This is a genomic window from Azospirillum sp. VT-I1 (genome assembly GCF_055698305.1).
In genome coordinates, this window is the sequence record NZ_CP168800.1 from 2,729,788 (window position 1) to 2,746,365 (window position 16,578).

The 16,578-nt window shown below is 67.4% G+C and carries 16 protein-coding genes; 12 read left to right on the top strand and 4 right to left on the bottom strand.

What is annotated here, in order from left to right:
• The first annotated feature begins 24 nt into the window (after positions 1-24).
• The 7 genes from metH (at position 25) to AB8P05_RS13205 (ending at position 6,894) form a co-directional block, all read left to right on the top strand.
• Positions 25-3,516 (top strand): methionine synthase, encoded by a 3,492-nt coding sequence (gene metH / locus AB8P05_RS13175; RefSeq protein WP_472758254.1) that lies wholly within the window; start codon positions 25-27, stop codon positions 3,514-3,516.
• A gap of 66 nt (positions 3,517-3,582) precedes the next feature.
• Positions 3,583-3,915: a nucleotidyltransferase domain-containing protein gene (locus AB8P05_RS13180; RefSeq protein ID WP_472758255.1), complete on the top strand. Its 333-nt coding sequence runs from the start codon at positions 3,583-3,585 to the stop codon at positions 3,913-3,915.
• On the top strand, positions 3,905-4,306 hold the full coding sequence (locus AB8P05_RS13185) for a HEPN domain-containing protein (RefSeq protein ID WP_472758256.1): 402 nt from the start codon (positions 3,905-3,907) through the stop codon (positions 4,304-4,306). The genes AB8P05_RS13180 and AB8P05_RS13185 overlap by 11 nt, the downstream gene beginning before the upstream one ends.
• A gap of 3 nt (positions 4,307-4,309) precedes the next feature.
• Positions 4,310-4,642 (top strand): nucleotidyltransferase domain-containing protein, encoded by a 333-nt coding sequence (locus AB8P05_RS13190; RefSeq protein ID WP_472758257.1) that lies wholly within the window; start codon positions 4,310-4,312, stop codon positions 4,640-4,642.
• Between the two features lie 27 nt (positions 4,643-4,669).
• A complete protein-coding gene (locus AB8P05_RS13195) occupies positions 4,670-5,209 on the top strand; it encodes a thioesterase family protein (RefSeq protein ID WP_472759347.1) in 540 nt (179 codons plus the stop codon).
• A 31-nt stretch (positions 5,210-5,240) separates the two neighbouring features.
• Positions 5,241-5,765, top strand: a complete 525-nt coding sequence (locus AB8P05_RS13200; RefSeq protein WP_455171204.1) for a pentapeptide repeat-containing protein — start codon at positions 5,241-5,243, stop codon at positions 5,763-5,765.
• A 100-nt stretch (positions 5,766-5,865) separates the two neighbouring features.
• A complete protein-coding gene (locus tag AB8P05_RS13205; RefSeq protein WP_455171205.1) occupies positions 5,866-6,894 on the top strand; it encodes a GGDEF domain-containing protein in 1,029 nt (342 codons plus the stop codon).
• A 12-nt stretch (positions 6,895-6,906) separates the two neighbouring features.
• On the opposite strand, the gene AB8P05_RS13210 is transcribed toward AB8P05_RS13205, so the two are convergent.
• A complete protein-coding gene (locus tag AB8P05_RS13210; RefSeq protein WP_472758258.1) occupies positions 6,907-7,974 on the bottom strand; it encodes an NAD(P)H-dependent flavin oxidoreductase in 1,068 nt (355 codons plus the stop codon).
• 268 nt (positions 7,975-8,242) lie between these two features.
• Here AB8P05_RS13210 and AB8P05_RS13215 point away from each other — a divergent pair, with 268 nt between their 5' ends.
• Entirely contained in the window at positions 8,243-9,475 is a 1,233-nt protein-coding gene (locus tag AB8P05_RS13215; RefSeq protein ID WP_472758259.1) for an MFS transporter, read from the top strand.
• Positions 9,476-9,536: 61 nt separating this feature from the next.
• On the opposite strand, the gene cysC is transcribed toward AB8P05_RS13215, so the two are convergent.
• Genes cysC through AB8P05_RS13230 form a run of 3 tightly spaced genes read right to left on the bottom strand, consistent with a single transcriptional unit; the run spans position 9,537 to position 12,908 of the window.
• Positions 9,537-11,405, bottom strand: a complete 1,869-nt coding sequence (gene cysC, locus AB8P05_RS13220; protein WP_455171208.1) for an adenylyl-sulfate kinase — start codon at positions 11,403-11,405, stop codon at positions 9,537-9,539.
• Position 11,406: 1 nt separating this feature from the next.
• A complete protein-coding gene (gene cysD, locus AB8P05_RS13225) occupies positions 11,407-12,201 on the bottom strand; it encodes a sulfate adenylyltransferase subunit CysD (RefSeq protein WP_472758260.1) in 795 nt (264 codons plus the stop codon).
• Entirely contained in the window at positions 12,198-12,908 is a 711-nt protein-coding gene (locus AB8P05_RS13230) for a phosphoadenylyl-sulfate reductase (RefSeq protein WP_472759348.1), read from the bottom strand. Before AB8P05_RS13230 ends, cysD begins: the two co-directional genes overlap by 4 nt.
• A gap of 263 nt (positions 12,909-13,171) precedes the next feature.
• Here AB8P05_RS13230 and AB8P05_RS13235 point away from each other — a divergent pair, with 263 nt between their 5' ends.
• The 4 genes from AB8P05_RS13235 (at position 13,172) to AB8P05_RS13250 (ending at position 16,383) form a co-directional block, all read left to right on the top strand.
• Positions 13,172-13,729, top strand: a complete 558-nt coding sequence (locus tag AB8P05_RS13235) for a precorrin-2 dehydrogenase/sirohydrochlorin ferrochelatase family protein (protein ID WP_472758261.1) — start codon at positions 13,172-13,174, stop codon at positions 13,727-13,729.
• Between the two features lie 130 nt (positions 13,730-13,859).
• A complete protein-coding gene (locus AB8P05_RS13240; RefSeq protein ID WP_472758262.1) occupies positions 13,860-14,147 on the top strand; it encodes a DUF2849 domain-containing protein in 288 nt (95 codons plus the stop codon).
• Positions 14,148-14,204: 57 nt separating this feature from the next.
• The gene (locus AB8P05_RS13245; protein ID WP_472758263.1) at positions 14,205-15,896 is read left to right on the top strand and encodes a nitrite/sulfite reductase; all 1,692 of its coding nucleotides are present in this window, start codon (positions 14,205-14,207) and stop codon (positions 15,894-15,896) included.
• Positions 15,883-16,383: a DUF934 domain-containing protein gene (locus tag AB8P05_RS13250; RefSeq protein ID WP_472758264.1), complete on the top strand. Its 501-nt coding sequence runs from the start codon at positions 15,883-15,885 to the stop codon at positions 16,381-16,383. Before AB8P05_RS13245 ends, AB8P05_RS13250 begins: the two co-directional genes overlap by 14 nt.
• The last annotated feature ends 195 nt before the right edge of the window (positions 16,384-16,578 follow it).

Here is a 16,578-nt window from a genome sequence, read left to right on the forward strand (position 1 = left end):
AAATAACGGACAAGACGCATTCCCATGCCCCACATCCTCGATACCCTGCGTGACCGTGTTCTGCTTTGCGACGGCGGGTTCGGCAGCCGCATCCAGGCGCTCGACCTCGACGTCGAGAAGGATTACTGGGGGCACGAGAACTGCACCGACATCCTGCCGCTCTCCCGTCCGGACATCGTCCGCGACATCCACCGCGGCTATTTCGAGGCCGGTGCCGACATGGTGGAGACCGACACCTTCGGCGCCTCGCCGGTGACGCTGGGCGAGTTCGGCATCTCCGAAAAAGCCTTCGAGATCAACCAGCGCGCGGTCGAACTGGCGCGCGAGGCGGCGGAAAGCTTCAAGGACGGGCAGCCGCGCTTCGTCATCGGCTCCATCGGGCCGGGCACCAAGCTGCCCAGCCTGGGGCACATCGCCTATCAGCCGGCGGAGGACAGCTTCTATGTCCAGGCCGCCGGCCTGATCGCCGGCGGAGCCGACGCCATCCTGGTCGAGACCTGCCAGGACCCGCTGCAGATCAAGGCCGCCGTCAACGGCATCAAGCGCGCCCGGCTCGAGGCCAACAGCGACACCCCCGTCTTCGTCCAGGTGACGGTGGAGACCACCGGCACGCTGCTGGTCGGCACCGACATCGCCGCGGCTGCCACCGTCATCCAGGCGCTGGACGTGCCGCTGATGGGCCTGAACTGCGCCACCGGCCCGCTGGAGATGAGCGAGCATGTGCGCTGGCTGTCGCAGAACTGGCCGGGCATGATCTCGGTCCAGCCCAATGCCGGCCTGCCGGAACTGGTGGACGGCAAGACGCACTACCCGCTGCTGGCCAACGACTTCGCCCATTGGCTGGAGCGCTTCGTTTCGGAGGATGGGGTGAACCTCGTCGGCGGCTGCTGCGGCACCAACGTTCCGCACATCGCGGCGGCGAACCAGATGCTGCGCAAGCTGGCCCCGGCCGGCTCGCACCGCCCGGCACCGAAGGGTCGCACCGTCCATTGGGTTCCGGCGGTGGCCTCGCTCTACAGCCAGGTCACGCTGCGCCAGGAGAACGCCTTCTTCGCCATCGGCGAGCGTTGCAACGCCAACGGCTCCAAGAAGTGGCGCGAGCTGCAGGAGCGCCAGGACTGGGACGGCTGCGTCGAGATGGCGCGCGAGCAGGTCAAGGAGGGCAGCCACTCGCTGGACGTCTGCACCGCCTTTGTCGGCCGCGACGAGGTGGCGGAAATGAATGCGGTCATCTCCCGCTTCGCCGGGTCGGTGACGGCGCCGCTGGTGATCGACTCCACCGAATATGCCGTGCTGGAAAACGCGCTGGCGCTCTATGGCGGCAAGGCGATCCTCAACTCCATCAATTTCGAGGATGGCGAGGAGCCGGCGCGCAAGCGTCTGGCGCTGGCCAAGAAGTTCGGCGCCGCCGTCATCGCGCTGACCATCGATGAAGAGGGCATGGCGAAGACGCCGGACCGCAAGCTGGCCATCGCCAAGCGGCTCTACGACCTTGCGGTGAACGAGTACAGCCTCGCCCCGTCCGACCTGCTGTTCGACCCGTTGACCTTCACCATCGCCACCGGCAACGAGGACGACCGCAAGCTCGCGATCTGGACGCTGGAGGGCATCGAGGCCATCGCCCGCGAGATGCCCGGCTGCCAGATCATCCTGGGCCTGTCCAACGTCTCCTTCGGCCTGAACGCCGCGGCGCGCCATGTGCTGAACTCGGTCTTCCTCGACCATGCGGTGAAGAAGGGGATGACGGGCGCCATCGTCCACGTCTCCAAGATCCTGCCGCTGCACCAGATCCCGGAGAAGGAGGTCAAGACCGCCGAGGATCTGATCTTCGACCGCCGCGCGGACGGCTATGACCCGCTCCAGGCTTTCATCGCCCTGTTCGAAGGCCGCAAGGCTGCCGACGCCAAGAAGAAGGCCCGCGCCGAGACGGTCGAGGAGCGCTTGAAGGAGCGCATCGTCGACGGCGACCGCACCGGCCTTGAGGACGATCTGGCCGAGGCGATGAAGACCCACCCGCCGCTGGAGATCATCAACACCTATCTGCTCGACGGCATGAAGGTGGTGGGCGAGCTGTTCGGTGCCGGCAAGATGCAGCTTCCCTTCGTTCTGCAGTCGGCCGAGACGATGAAGGCCGCCGTGGCGTGGCTGGAGCCGCACATGGAGAAGATCGAGGGCCAGCAGAAGGGCACGCTGGTGCTCGCCACCGTAAAGGGCGACGTCCACGACATCGGCAAGAACCTCGTCGACATCATCCTGACCAACAACGGCTACAAGGTCGTCAATCTCGGCATCAAGCAGCCGGTGACCTCCATCATCCAGGCCGCCAAGGAGCACAAGGCCGACGCCGTCGGCATGTCCGGCCTGCTGGTGAAGTCCACCGTGGTGATGCGCGAGAACCTGGAGGAGATGACCCGCGAAGGGCTGGAGGTTCCGGTCCTGCTCGGCGGCGCCGCGCTGACCCGCGCCTATGTGGAGGGCGACTGCGTGGCCTCCTACGGCTCCGGCCGCGTGGCTTACGCCGGTGACGCCTTCGACGGGCTGACCCTGATGGACAAGGTGGTGGAGGGCAGCTTCGACCAGCAGCTTGCCATCCAGCAGGCCAAGCGCGCCGGCAAGGCGACCAACCGCCGCCGCGTGCTGGGGCAGGCGACCAGCGCCGCCACCGGCCCGGTGGACAAGGACGCCGTCCGGGCCCGCCGCCACCGGCTGGCCGAAGGCGTGCCGGTGCCGACCCCGCCCTTCTGGGGGCCGAAGCTGATCGACCATGTGCCGCTGAAGACGCTGGTCACTTACCTGAACGAGCGCATGCTCTACCAGCTGCAATGGGGCTACCGGAAGGACGGCAAGTCCTTCGAGGAGTTCAAGGAGTGGTCGAAGAAGGAGCTGCGGCCGGTGCTCGACCGCATTCTCCAGATCGCGGCGAAGGAGGAAATCCTGCGCCCGACCGCAGTCTACGGCTATTGGAAGGCGGCGGCCGACGGCAACGACGTCATCCTGTTCGAGGAGGACGGCACCACCGAGGCCGCCCGCTTCACCATGCCGCGTCAGGCCAAGGAGGATGGCGAGTGCATTGCCGACTTCCTGCGCGACGTGACCGATCCGGAACGTGACGTGATCGGCCTGCAGGTGGTCACCATGGGCCAGCATTGCGCCGAGGTGGCGCGGGAATGGTTCGCCGAGAACCGCTACCAGGATTATCTCTACCTGCACGGCCTGTCGGTGGAGATGACGGAGGCGATGGCGGAATATGTCCACGCCCGCATCCGTGCGGAGCTGGGCTACGGCTCCGAGGACAGCCGCGACAAGGAGAAGCTGCTGCAGCAGGCCTATCGCGGCAGCCGCTACAGCTTCGGCTATCCGGCCTGCCCGAACCTGAAGGATCAGGAACAGCTTCTGAAGCTGCTGGACGCCGGACGGATCGGCATCGAGATGTCCGACGAGGACCAGCTGCATCCGGAGCAGAGCACCTCGGCAATCGTCCTGCACCACCCGCGGGCCAAGTACTTCTCGGTCTGATGCCCGCGCTTCGACGTTGATCCTCCGCCGCCCGTTCCGTGTTAGAATGTGCGGCGGAGGATTTCCATGGGCATGGTCGACGCACGGAACGACGAGAAGCTGCAACTCCTGCTGGACCGGATCGTCCCGGCCATGGAGCCGGAAGCCGTTTACCTGTTCGGCAGCCGGGCGCGCGGCGACTTCCATGAGGACAGCGACTACGACCTGCTGGTAATCGTCCCGGACGATGCGCCGAAGGAACGGCGGTCCATGGCCACCGCCTTCGATGCCAGTCGGCAGTCCCGGGTTCCGGCCGACATCATTCCCTGCTCCCGCGCCGGCTTTGAACGTTACAAGAATTCGGTGGGGACACTCTGTTACGAGGCCAACCACTTCGGGGTGCAGGTCTATGGCCGATAGAGTGGTCGCAGCCTGGCTGGCGGTGGTGGACGAGGATATTCGCGCGATCCGCGCCTGCCTCGTCGGTTCGGCGGTCAAATCGGCGGCCTACCATTGCCAGCAGGCGGCGGAGAAACTGGTTAAGGCGTTTCTGGTCTCGCTCGGTCGCCATCCACCCAAGCAGCACAATATCGTCGCATTGCTGGACGACGTACCGCCGGACCACCCGTTGCGTGCGACCTTGCTGCCCTTGGAGCGCTTCACCATCTTCGTCGCGGCCTTCCGCTATCCGAGCATGGACATCTTCGACAGCCCGCCGGACGAACCGGATCCAGACGATGTGTCCCGCTGGTTGGCCGAAATCGAGCAGGCTCGCAAAACGGTTTCCGCTTACCTGGAGGCGAAGGCTTAGACGATGGCCGGAATAGACGCACGGAACGACGAGAAGCTGCGGCTCCTACTGGACCGGATCGTTCCGGCCCTGGAGCCGGAGGCCGTCTACCTGTTCGGCAGCCGGGCACGCGGCGACTTCGACGAGGACAGCGACTACGACCTGCTGGTGATCGTGCCGGACGACGCGCCGAAGGAGCGGCGGTCGATCCGCTATGCCTATGCGTCCAAGATCGGCGCCGGCATCCCTGCCGACATCATCCCCTGTACGCGCGCCAATTACGAAGCGTCCAAGGACGTCATCGGTACGCTGAGTTACATGGTCAAACATGAAGGGCTGCGGGTCTATGGGGCTTAGGGGCGGACCGGATCCCGGCCATTTCCAATCTTATCCTCACGTCCACCACCGGATCCCCCTCATGACCCCCACCACCCCCTCGACCTCCACCGCGAGACCGTCCGGCCGGAGTGGATCGACTACAACGGCCACATGAACGTCGCCTATTACCTGCTGGCCTTCGACCATGCGACGGACGCCGTGCTGGACCGGTTCGGGATCGGCAAGGCCTATGTCGCGGCAGAGAACCGGTCGGTCTTCGTCGTCGACGCCCACCTGACCTATGCCCGCGAGGTGACGGAGGGGACGCCGCTCCGCTTCGACTCGCTGGTCCTGGGCGCGGACGCCAAGCGTCTGCATCTGTTCCACGAGATGCGGCACGCGGATGAGGGGTGGCTGGCGGCGACGGCGGAGTTCATGCTGCTGCACGTCGATCTCGGCACCCGCAAGACATGTCCCTTCCCGCCCGCGGTCGCGGCGGCCCTGGCCGGACAGGCGGCGGCCCATGCGGCAGGGCCATGGCCCCCGAAGGCAGGGCGGGCGGTGGCGCGGCTGAATCCTGTCCAATCCCACAGGGGCCGAGGTTGAGTTCGCAGGCGATGCCCCCATCTATCGAGGAATGAAGAACGCACTCGTCAGTCGACTCCGTTCCGCCTTTCTTCTGGCCGCCGCCGCGGTCATCACCGTCCTTTCGGCCGAGCCGGCGCTGGCCGACTGCACCGAGGCGCCGCAGCCGAAGGTCAACTGGCGGCGCTGCTCGCAGGATGGGCAGTCTCTGACCGGCGTTGATCTCAGCGGCGCCATGCTGCGCGACGCGACATTTCAGCGCGCCACGCTGGCGCAGGCGAAACTGACCGATGCCGACGGCTATCGCTCGCGATTCGTCAGTACCTCCGCGCCGGGCGCGGTCTTCGACAGGGCGCGGCTGATCGAGGCGGACTTCACCCGTGCCGACCTGACCGGCGCCAGTTTCCGCGAGGCCGACCTGCGCAACGCCAAGATGGTAGGCGCCTCGCTGGCGCGGGCCGATTTCACCGGAGCGAGGCTGAGCGGCACCGACCTGCGCAACGCCGACCTGTCGGGCGCCCGCTGGACCGACGGCAAGCATATCTGTGCGGAAAGCTCGATCGGACAGTGCAACTAAAACGGTTGCAGCAACTCGCCGCATCGCCAAAAACCTTCTTGCCGTAAGGGCTTGGGCCGCGTACCGTTCGAAACCGAATGATTTTTGACGGACGGCGGTCGTGGCGATCACGGAGGATTTCGAGCGTTCCAGCGGCCTCGCCGCACAGGCCATGGAGCGGATGCTGTCCGACCGCCTGCCGCCCACCCCGGAAAACTTCACGCTCTGGTACGTCTATTTCAGCGGCCGCAATCCGGACCTGACCCGCGCCATCGATCTGGCCCGTCGCGACGGGCTGACCGCCTCGCAGACGCTGTGCGACGAGCTGTACAAGCGCTTCTTCACGCTGGATGCGGAAGCGCAGGCGATCCGCGAGACCTCCGACAAGGCGCGCTACGCGCTCGGCCGCATCCTGGAGCAGCTGGGCAATGTCGGGTCGGAGACGGAGCGTTACGGCAACGCCCTGTCCGGCTTCCGCGACGAGCTGGACCAGCCGCTCAGCCTGCCGGAACTGCGCGCGATGATCGCCGCCATCGCCGCGGAAACCAAGGAGATCGTCGACCGCCAGACCGCGCTGCAGCTCCAGCTACAGGAATCGAGCCAGCAGCTGGCGGAGATGCGGGTCAGCCTGGACAGCGCGAGGCGCGAGGCGCTGACCGACGGGTTGACCGGCATCGGCAACCGCAAGGCCTTCGACCTGATGCTGCAGGAGGCGATGGACGCCTCGGTGCGCGACGAGCAGCCCTTGTCGCTTCTCATGGTCGACATCGACCATTTCAAGGCGTTCAACGACACCCACGGCCATCTGGTCGGCGACCATGTGCTGAAGCTGGTCGCCCGCATGCTGACAGAATGCATCAAGGGCCGCGACACCGCCGCCCGCTATGGCGGGGAGGAGTTCGCGATCATCCTGCCGCGCACCAGCCTGGAAAACGCCACCAAGCTGGCCGAGCAGGTGCGGACCTTCGTCGGCGCCCGGCAGATCGTGAACAAGGCGCGAAACGCCAATTACGGCACCGTCGCCCTGTCGGTCGGCGTCGCCCAGTTCCGCCCCGGCGAACCGGCGATGGCATTGGTCCGCCGTGCCGATCAGGCGCTCTACGCCGCCAAGCGCGGCGGGCGCAACCGGGTGACGGCCGAGGCGGGCTGACCGGCGCCGCCCTTATCCGGCAAGCGCCTTCCGCACCGCCTCGGCTCCGCGCAGCAGTTCCGCCACCAGTTCCCCCGCCGGCCGGCGTTGCGCCAGCCGCACTCCCTGGCCGGCCCACAAGGACAGGAACTCCGCCCGGCCGGCCTTGCCGGCGGCGGTGCGCAGCGGCCGGGTCAGCGCATTCTGCAGCGGGAAGGGCAGCACCGCGCCGGGCGCCTGCGGGTCCTCCACCGCCTCCATGAAGCGGTTGACGATGCCGCGCGCCGGCCGGCCGGAAAAGGCGCGGGTCAGCCGGGTCTGGTCCTCGCGTGCCGACAGGATGGCGGCCTTGTGCGCCTCCGGGATGCCGGCCTCGTCGCAGGTCAGGAACACGGTGCCCATCTGCACCGCCGTGGCCCCCAGCGCCAGCGCCGCGGCGATGCCGCGCCCGTCCATGATGCCGCCCGACGCGATCACCGGCACGCCCACAGCATCGGCCACCTGCGGCACCAGCGCCATCGTGCCGACCAGATTTGCAGCCGGATCGCCGATGAAGCTGCCGCGATGCCCGCCGGCCTCGCTGCCCTGGGCGATCACCGCATCGACGCCGGCCTGTTCCAGCGCCACCGCCTCCGCCACCGTCGTGGCGGTGCCCAGCACCCGCAGGCCGCGCGCCTTCGCCGCCGCCACGCTGTCTGCCGGCGGCAGCCCGAAGGTGACGCTGTAATACTCCGCCCCGCTGTCCAGCAGCGCCGCGAACTGCCGATCGAACCCGTCGCCGGAATAGGCGGGCGCCTCCGGTTCCGGCAGGCCGAGTTCGGCGTGGAAGGGCGCCACGCGGGCCAGAGCCTCGGCAAGGACGGGCGAGGCGGCGGGGGCCGGCGTCGGCGCGAACAGGTTGATGCCGAAGGGCAGGGCGGTGCGGCCGCGGATGTCGCGCGCCCGCTCGGCGATCTGCGCGTCGGTCAGGTAGGCCGCCCCGACGAAGCCCAGCCCGCCGGCCTCGTTGACCGCGGCGACCAGCGCCGCCGTATCGCCGCCGCCCGCCATCGGCGCCTGGATCACCGGCGAGCGCAGCCCCAGCCGATCCAGGGAGTCCATGTGTGAGGGCATGTCCGCCTCCGTCGCTTCGACAAGTGAGGCGATGCTACGCCCGGCCGGCGTTCACGACCAATGACTTGTTCTGAAGGCGGCGTTCACTTCGGGTGAAGGCAAGATGCGGACGGCCGCAAGCCCCTGCCGGCCGATCAGCCATGTCTTCCGCTCATCCATTATAGGAACAAACCATTTCCGTTCATGACGGGTGGCCGTTACTTCTGGATCAACCGTTCCCGCCGGCGACAGGCCGGCGCATCGCCCGAGGACCGCCATGCCGCAAGCCGAAGCCACGCCCGCCGACGGCGGTCTCGCCGCCACCTCCGCTGGCCGGCACGAGGTCGGGAATGTCGCGCGGCTGGTCATTGCGCAGGCGCTTGCCGGGGCGAATGCGGTGGTCGTCTATGCGACCGGGGCCATCGTCGGCAACACTCTGGCGCCCAGCGCCGCGCTGGCGACGTTGCCGATCTCCATCTTCGTGGTGGGGATGGCGGTCTGCACCCTGCCGGCCGGGACCATCGCCCGGCTTTATGGCCGGCGCGCCGCCTTCCTCGCCGGCACCGGATGCGGCGTTCTCGTCGGGCTGCTGTCCTGCCTCGCGATCCTGCTGGGCTCCTTCTGGCTATTCTGCGCGGCGATGGTCTTCGGCGGGGCTTATGCCGCGGTCGTGCTCTCCTTCCGCTTCGCCGCCGCCGACTGCAGCTCTCCCGAGCGGCGCCCGCGGGCGATGTCCGCCGTCATGGCCGGCGGCGTGGTGGCCGGAATCGTCGGGCCGCAACTGGTCACCCACACGATGTACCTGTGGCTGCCGCATCTGTTCGCCGCCACCTATCTGGCCCAGGCCGCCGTCGCCGCCCTGTCGGCGGTCGTCCTGTTCGGCGTCCGTCTGCCAATGCCGACCGCGGCGGAGGTCGCCGGCGGCCGGCCGGTCGCCGTCATCCTGCGCCAGCCGCGCTTCGTCACGGCGGTGATCTGCGGGGTGGTGTCCTACCTGCTGATGAACTTCCTCATGACGGCGGCCCCGCTGGCGATGCGGCTGTGCGGCCTGCCGCAGGAATCGGCCAATCTCGGGCTGCAATGGCATGTCATCGCCATGTACGCGCCCAGCTTCTTCACCGGCCGCCTCATCACGCGCTTCGGGGCTCCGCGCATGGTGACGGCCGGCCTGGCGCTGATCGCCGCCGCCGCCGCCGTCGGGCTGGCGGGGCAGGACGTCGCCCATTTCTGGGTGAGCCTGATCCTGCTGGGGGTGGGCTGGAACTTCGGCTTCCTCGGCGCATCGGCGCTGGTGATGGAGTGCCACCGGCCGGAGGAGAAGACGCGGGTGCAGTCGCTGAACGACTTCATCGTCTTCGGCACGATGGCCTTCGGTTCTTTCGCCTCCGGCGGATTGCTGACCAGCTACGGATGGGAAAGCGTCCTTCGGCTCTCGTTTGTGCCGTTGGTGCTGGCAAGTGCGGCCTTGGTCGCGACGGCACTTTACCGCAGTGACCGGAAGGCAGCCTGAATGCACTTCGGGCGCGGTCTTTCCCCCGCGCCCGAAGCCTTTACCCTCTCAAACCCGACCCTCAGATCACGTAGGTCAGTTCCTTCCCCGACTTCAGGCTGTTCTTGCCCAAGGTCTCGTCGACATAGTCGAGCAGCTGGGCAAGCGCTTCGCTGCGGCTGAGCGCGTCGGTGTCGATCACCAGTTCGGGCTGGTCCGGCGCCTCGTAGGGAGCCGAGATGCCGGTGAACTCGGCGATCTCGCCGGCGCGCGCCTTCTTGTAGAGGCCCTTCGGGTCGCGCTCCTCGCAGGTGGCGAGGTTGGCGGCCACATGCACCTCGTGGAAGCGCTCGCCGCCGATCACCCGCGCCCGTGCCCGGTCGGCCTTCAGCGGCGAGATCAGCGAGGCGATCACCACCATGCCGGCATCGGCGAACAGCTTCGCCGTCTCGGCCACCCGGCGGATGTTCTCCGCCCGGTCATCCGACGAGAAGCCCAGCCCGGCGTTCAGGCCGTTGCGGACATTGTCGCCGTCCAGCACGAAGGTCTGCCAGCCGCGGTCGAACAGCGCGCGTTCCAGCGCCATCGCCAGCGTCGACTTTCCGGCGCCCGACAGTCCGGTCAACCAGACGATGCCGCCCTTGTGGCCGTTGGCCTGGGCGCGCTCCTCCAGCGAGACGGTGTGCGACACCTCGGTGATGTTGGCCGCCGCGGCATCCTCGATCTCCACCACCAGGCAGCCGCCGACCACGTCGTTGCCGTCGATCAGCGCGCCGCGACCGGTGCGCGGCAGCTCCGACGCCAGGTCCAGCGCGATCGGCGAGCGGGAGCGCAGGACGACCTCCGCGACCTCGTTGCGGCGGACCGCCTTGCCGGGGGTGCTGGACAGATCCTCCACGTCGATGACCGCCGTCACCTGCTCCACCGTCACCCGGTGCTCGGCGGTGGCGATCTTCAGCGTGTAGGTCTTGCCAACCACCAGCGGGTCCGACACCAGCCAGAACAGCCGCACGCTCAGCCGGTGGGCCAGCGTCGGGGCGTCGGCCTGATGGTGGGCGATGTGGCCGCGCTCGGCGAAGATGCGCTTGTCCAGCGTGATGCCGATGCTCTGCCCGGCCTGGGCCGACAGCACCGTCTCCGGATGGTTCCACGCCTCGATGCTGACCACCTTGGCGCTGGCGCCGGTCGGCGAGAAGTGCAGGGTGTCGCCGACGCGCAGGCGCCCGCTTTCGATGCGGCCGGCCAGGATGCGGCGGTCGTCCGGCTTGTAGACGTCCTGCAGCGGCAGGCGCAGCGGCTGGTCGGGCGAGGTCTGCTGCGGACGGAAGGCGTCCAGCTGCTCGATCACCGTCGGCCCGAGATACCAGTCCGACTGCTCGCTGCGGCTGACGATGTTGTCGCCGTTGCGGGCGGACACCGGGATCACCGCCTTGGGCTGCAGCCCCAGCTCGGCCAGATAGTCCTTGATCTCCTGCGCGACCACCTCGTAGCGGCGGCTGGAGAACTCGACCTTGTCCATCTTGTTGACGACCACCGCCACCTGACGCACGCCCAGCAGATGCAGCAGGAAGGCGTGGCGGCGCGACTGTTCCAGCGCGCCCTCGTCGGCGTCGATCACCAGCAGCGCGGCGTCGGCCTGGGAGGCGCCGGTCACCATGTTTTTCAGGAACTCGGTGTGCCCGGGCGCGTCGATGATGACGTAGGGGCGCTGCTTGGTCTTGAAGTGGATCTGCGTGGTGTCGATGGTGATGCCCTGGTCGCGCTCGGCCTGGAGCGCGTCCATCACGAAGGCCCATTCGAACGGCATGCCGCGCTTGCGGCTCATCTCGCGGACCTGCTCCACCTTGCCGTCGGGCAGGCTGCCGGTGTCGTTCAGCAGGCGGCCGATCAGCGTGGACTTGCCATGGTCGACATGGCCGACGATGACGATGCGGAGTTGAGAATGCGGCATCTTACATGTACCCCACGCTGCGCAGGCGCTCGAAGCTGTCTTCGGATTCGTTGTCCATCGCGCGGCCGGCGCGCTCCGGAATGCGGGTCACCTGAAGCTCGGCGATGATCTCGTCGATGGTGGACGCGGTGCTGTCGACCGGGAAGGTGATGTTCTTCTCGCCCAGCGAGCGGTAACGCTTGCCGTCCTTGGCGAAATACAGCGGAACGATGGGAATCCCCTCGCGCTGCGAATAGCGCCAGATGTCCAGCTCGGTCCAGGCCAGCAGCGGGTGAATGCGGACATGGACGCCTTCGGGGAAGCGGGTCTTGTAATGGTCCCAGAACTCCGCCGGCTGGTCCTTCACGTCCCAGTCGCCTTCCAGCGAGCGCGGGGAGAACACGCGCTCCTTGGCGCGGGTCGCCTGCTCGTCGCGGCGGATGCCGACCATCACGCCCTGATAGGCATGGTCGCGCAGCAGGTTCTTCAGACCTTCCGTCTTGCGCGCGGCGGCGCGGGTCAGGGGGAGGGTCTGGTCCATCTCCTCCTCCGGCGGGCACTGCTCCACCTTGAGGTCGAGGTCCCATTCCTTGGTGATGCGGTCGCGGAACTCGTAGACCTCCGGCAGCTCCATGCCGGTGTCGAGCTGCACCACGGGGAAGGGGATGCGGCCGAAGAACGCCTTGCGGCAGAGCCAGAGCAGCGCGTTGCTGTCCTTGCCGATCGACCAGAGCATCGCCAGCTTGTCGATGCGGTTGTAGGCCTCGCGCAGAATATAGATGCTCTGGTTTTCGAGCTGGTCGAGATCGGCGCTCATCGGGCGATTCCAATCATGGTGGTGTGTATGCCGCATTCGGTCTTGGCGCTGCCGGCCCAGCGGCCGGAACGCGGGTCGGCACCGGGCGCCACTCGCTCGGTGCAGGTGTAACAGCCGATCGACAGGAACCCGTCGGCCTCCAGCGGGTGGCGCGGCAGGTCGCGCCGGATGAACTCCTCCTCCAGCCGGTCCTTGTCCCAGTTGGCCAGCGGGTTGACCTTCACGCGGCCCCCCTCCGCCTCGAACAGGGGCAGGGCGGCGCGGGTCGCCGATTGGAAGCGCTTGCGCCCGGTCACCCAGGCTTCGAGCCCGGCGGTGGCGAGCGCGCGGTCCAGAGGCACCGTCTTGCGCAGGTGGCAGCAGGCGTCGTAATCGCGGGTGAACAGCATGCCGTCCCTGTCGCCGGCGGCGAGGTCGTCGGCGGTCGGCCCGATCTCCCGCACATCACGTAGGCCCAGCCGCTTCACCAGCTGGTCGCGGTAGCGCAGGGTCTCGCCGAACAGCTTGCCGGTATTCACAAACAGGACCGGGAAATCCGGGGTCGCTTCGGCGGCCAGCGCCAGCAGCACCGCGGATTCGGCACCGAAGGAGGACAGCAGCGCGATGCGCCCGCCGAACACCTCATCATGCATGGCGGCCAGCAATGGCGCGCCTTCCAGCGTGCCGTAGCGCTCCGTCAGGTCCCTGATCCGTGATTCCGCGTCCATCATCGGCTGCCTTTCGCGGTGGCCCATTAAATCTACTTATGAAGTAGATAATCGGTTTGTGTTTGCACATTAACACCAGCGGAAAACCCATGCAACGTAAATACATTCTCTACTTGTTTAATAGGCTTGTGCTGCGCTGCAAAGTGTTGTGTGAAATATGTTGATTGTCGTGCGGTGGCTGGGCTAAATACCGCCATGCACAGGATCCCGGTCATAGGCGCCGCAATCGGCCGCTCCGTTCCGCCCATTTCGGTGAGGCGGGCATGATTCCGCTGGCGCTCGACCCGGCGCGAGTGCCGATCGCGCTGGCCGGCAACGGCCCGCTCGCGGTGCGCCGCCTGACGCAGCTGCGGGAGGGCGGGGCCGATCCGCAGGTCTTTTCACCGGAACCGGATGGGGAATTGGCGGCACTCGCCGGCGACCGTCTGGTGCGGGCGCTACCGGAAGCCGCCGATCTGGACAAGGTCGGCGTGCTGTATGTGATGGGGCTGGGGCCTTCGATCGAGACGGCGCTGGCCGAACTGGCGAGGCAACGCCGCGTGCTGGTGAATGTCGAGGACGTCATTCCCTTGTGTGATTTCCACTCCCCCTCCGTGGTGCGGCGTGGCGATCTGGTGATGACGGTCTCGACCGGCGGCCGCAGCCCGACGCTCGCCAGCCTGCTGCGCCAGCGGCTGGAGGCCCTGTTCCCGGAGGAGTGGGCGGAGCGGCTGCGCACCATCGCGGAGCTTCGCAACCGCCGCCGGGCGGAAGGGGCGTCGATGTCGGATGTCGCCCGCGAAAGCCGCGCGCTGATCGAGCGGGAAAAATGGCTGCCATGACCGTCCGGCCATAGATCCGCCGAATTCACTGCCGGACCGCCGACGGTTCGGGTTAAGACACCAAACGCGTTCGAGAACGACCAGCCAGGAGAGCCAGATGTCGGCCAAGGATCGATCGAAGGAAGGATCGATGAAAGCCATCACCGCCAACCGCCTGCGCGACGGGGAAGTCGTGTTCCTGGGCAAGGACGGCGTGTGGGTCGAGTCCTTCGCCGAGGCTGCGCTGTTCCAGCGCTCCGAGGCCGACGGGGTGCTGGCCGCCGCCAAGGAGAAGGCGGAGCGCGAGCAGTTCGGCGTCGACATCTACGCGTTCGAGGTGGTGGAGGAGGACGGCGTGCCGGTCCCGGCGACGATGCGCGAGCGCATCCGCACCGCCGGCCCGACCGTCCGCCTGGATTTGGGCAAGCAGGCCGCCTGAGTGGCCGTTCAAGTGAATGAACGTCGGCCGTTCCGGCGGCCCTGAGGGTTGATCGACATGAACCACATCGCGCCCGGCGCCCGTGCCGGCATCTATCATTACGACGAGATCGACCGGCAGTTCGTCGCCGAGCGCGTCGAGCAGTTCCGCAAACAGGTCGAGCGCCGCCTGTCCGGCGAGCTGACGGAGGAGGAGTTCAAGCCGATCCGGCTGATGAACGGCCTCTACCTGCAGCTTCACGCCTACATGCTGCGCATCGCCGTGCCCTATGGCGTGATGTCGGCCACCCAGCTGCGCAAGCTGTCGGCCATCGGGCGCCGGTACGACCGCGGCTACGGCCATTTCACCACCCGCCAGAACCTGCAATACAACTGGATCAAGCTGGAGGACACCCCGGCGATCCTGCATGAGCTGGCCGAGGTCGACATGCACGCGCTGCAGACCAGCGGCAACTGCGTGCGCAACGTCACCACCGACCCCTTCGTCGGCGCCGCCAAGGATGAGGTCGTGGACGGCCGCGTCTATGCCGAGATCCTGCGGCAGTGGACGACGATGCATCCCGAGTTCACCTATCTGCCGCGCAAGTTCAAGATCGCCATCTCCGGTGCGGAGAGCGACCGCGCGGCGGTGCGCATCCACGACGTCGGCCTGCTGGCGCGCCGCAACGACAAGGGCGAAGCCGGCTTCTCCTTCTATGTCGGCGGCGGTCTCGGCCGCTCGCCCTTCGTCGGCAAGCTGGTGCGCGAGTGGGTGGCGCAGGAGGATTTCGTTGCCTACTTGGAAGCCATCCTGCGCGTCTACAACCAGTACGGGCGCCGCGACAACATCTACAAGGCGCGCATCAAGATCCTGGTCCACGAGCTGGGGCTGGAGAAATTCACCCAGGAAGTGGAAGAGGAGTTCGCGCGGCTGCGCGGTCCGAAGTACCGTCTGGACCCGGAAATCGTCGAGGGGGTGCGCAAGCATTTCGCCCCGCCGCCCTTCGAGGAGCTGCCCGACCATTCCGACGCGCTGGAGCGCGCCAAGGCTGCCGATCCGGCCTTCGCCAACTGGCTGGCGGTGAATGTCGCGGAGCACAAGGCGCCGGGCTATGCCATCGCCACCATCTCGCTGAAGCCGGCCGGCGGCATCCCCGGCGACGCCACCTGCGACCAGATGGACCTCGTCGCCGATCTGGCCGAGCGCTACAGCTTCGGCGAGCTGCGCGTCACCCATGTCCAGAACCTCGTCCTGGCGCATGTGAAGAAGGACGACCTCTACGATCTGTGGAAGCGGCTGGACGCGGCGGAGCTGGGCAGCGCCAATGCCGGGCTGATCGGCGACATCATCGCCTGCCCGGGGCTCGACTACTGCGCGCTGGCCAATGCCCGCTCGATCCCGCTGGCGCAGGCGATCTCCGCCCGCTTTGCCGATCCGGTCCGCCAGCGCACCATCGGCGAACTGGGGATCAAGATCAGCGGCTGCATCAACGCCTGCGGCCATCACCATGTCGGCGCCATCGGCATCCTGGGCGTCGACAAGAAGGGCACCGAGTACTACCAGATCACTGTCGGCGGCGATCCGACGCTGACCACGGAAATCGGCGACATCCTCGGCCCGGCGGTGACCGAGACCGAGGCGGTGGACGCCATCGAGGCCATCGTCGACGTCTATCTCGCCAACCGCTCGGGCGAGGGCGAGCGCTTCATCGACACGCTCAAGCGCGTCGGCCATGCCCCGTTCAAGGAGAGAATCTATGCCGCTGATTGAGAATGGGCGCATCGGCGAGGACGCCTGGAGCTTCATCCCCGACGGCGAGCCGGTCCCCAACGACCGCCCGGTCATCATCAGCTTCGAGCGCTGGCAGGCGGAGCGTGACAGCTTCGATGGCCGCAACGCCAAGCTGGGCGTGCGGCTGAAGAGCGGCACGCTGGCGGGCGCCGTTGCCGCCGACCTCGACCGCTTCGCCCTGGTGGCGGTGGAGTTCGCCAAGTTCCGCGACGGCCGCGGCTTCTCCACCGCGCGCGAGCTGCGGGAGCGTTACGGCTACACCGGCGAGATCCGCGCGGTTGGCCATGTCATCCCCGACCAGTACCTGTTCCTGGTCCGCACCGGCTTCACCTCGGTCGAGGCGCCGGAAGGCACCAACCCGGACAGCTGGGACAATGCGCTGAAGGAGATCAGCATCGCCTTCCAGCCCAGCCTGGACGATACGGCACCGCTGTCGCTTCTGCGCCGCAAGCTGAAGGTGGGGTAGGGGGCTTCCGGCCGCTTTGGCCGGTCGTCCGTCACAGGTATGAGAAGGGCGCCCGATCCGACAGGATTCGGCGCCCTTCTTCCGTTTTCAGGACGATAGCGCAGGGGAGGGCCGCGCCGGCCGTGTCGGAGGAAATGCAATTCTATGGATTAAACATTATGAGTCATCTCGCCATATAGCATCTGTTGCGTTATC

What these genes read in the sequence shown, in the direction of transcription:
- AB8P05_RS13235 (WP_472758261.1), top strand. Translation starts at nt 13,172, where the DNA reads ATGATTCCGCTGGCGCTCGACCCGGCGCGAGTGCCGATCGCGCTGGCC.
- AB8P05_RS13185 (WP_472758256.1), top strand. Translation starts at nt 3,905, where the DNA reads ATGGCCGATAGAGTGGTCGCAGCCTGGCTGGCGGTGGTGGACGAGGAT.
- AB8P05_RS13210 (WP_472758258.1), bottom strand. Translation starts at nt 7,974, where the DNA reads ATGGACTCCCTGGATCGGCTGGGGCTGCGCTCGCCGGTGATCCAGGCG.
- AB8P05_RS13215 (WP_472758259.1), top strand. Translation starts at nt 8,243, where the DNA reads ATGCCGCAAGCCGAAGCCACGCCCGCCGACGGCGGTCTCGCCGCCACC.
- cysD (WP_472758260.1), bottom strand. Translation starts at nt 12,201, where the DNA reads ATGAGCGCCGATCTCGACCAGCTCGAAAACCAGAGCATCTATATTCTG.
- AB8P05_RS13250 (WP_472758264.1), top strand. Translation starts at nt 15,883, where the DNA reads ATGCCGCTGATTGAGAATGGGCGCATCGGCGAGGACGCCTGGAGCTTC.
- metH (WP_472758254.1), top strand. Translation starts at nt 25, where the DNA reads ATGCCCCACATCCTCGATACCCTGCGTGACCGTGTTCTGCTTTGCGAC.
- AB8P05_RS13245 (WP_472758263.1), top strand. Translation starts at nt 14,205, where the DNA reads ATGAACCACATCGCGCCCGGCGCCCGTGCCGGCATCTATCATTACGAC.
- AB8P05_RS13230 (WP_472759348.1), bottom strand. Translation starts at nt 12,908, where the DNA reads ATGGACGCGGAATCACGGATCAGGGACCTGACGGAGCGCTACGGCACG.
- AB8P05_RS13180 (WP_472758255.1), top strand. Translation starts at nt 3,583, where the DNA reads ATGGGCATGGTCGACGCACGGAACGACGAGAAGCTGCAACTCCTGCTG.
- AB8P05_RS13240 (WP_472758262.1), top strand. Translation starts at nt 13,860, where the DNA reads ATGAAAGCCATCACCGCCAACCGCCTGCGCGACGGGGAAGTCGTGTTC.
- AB8P05_RS13190 (WP_472758257.1), top strand. Translation starts at nt 4,310, where the DNA reads ATGGCCGGAATAGACGCACGGAACGACGAGAAGCTGCGGCTCCTACTG.
- cysC (WP_455171208.1), bottom strand. Translation starts at nt 11,405, where the DNA reads ATGCCGCATTCTCAACTCCGCATCGTCATCGTCGGCCATGTCGACCAT.
- AB8P05_RS13200 (WP_455171204.1), top strand. Translation starts at nt 5,241, where the DNA reads ATGAAGAACGCACTCGTCAGTCGACTCCGTTCCGCCTTTCTTCTGGCC.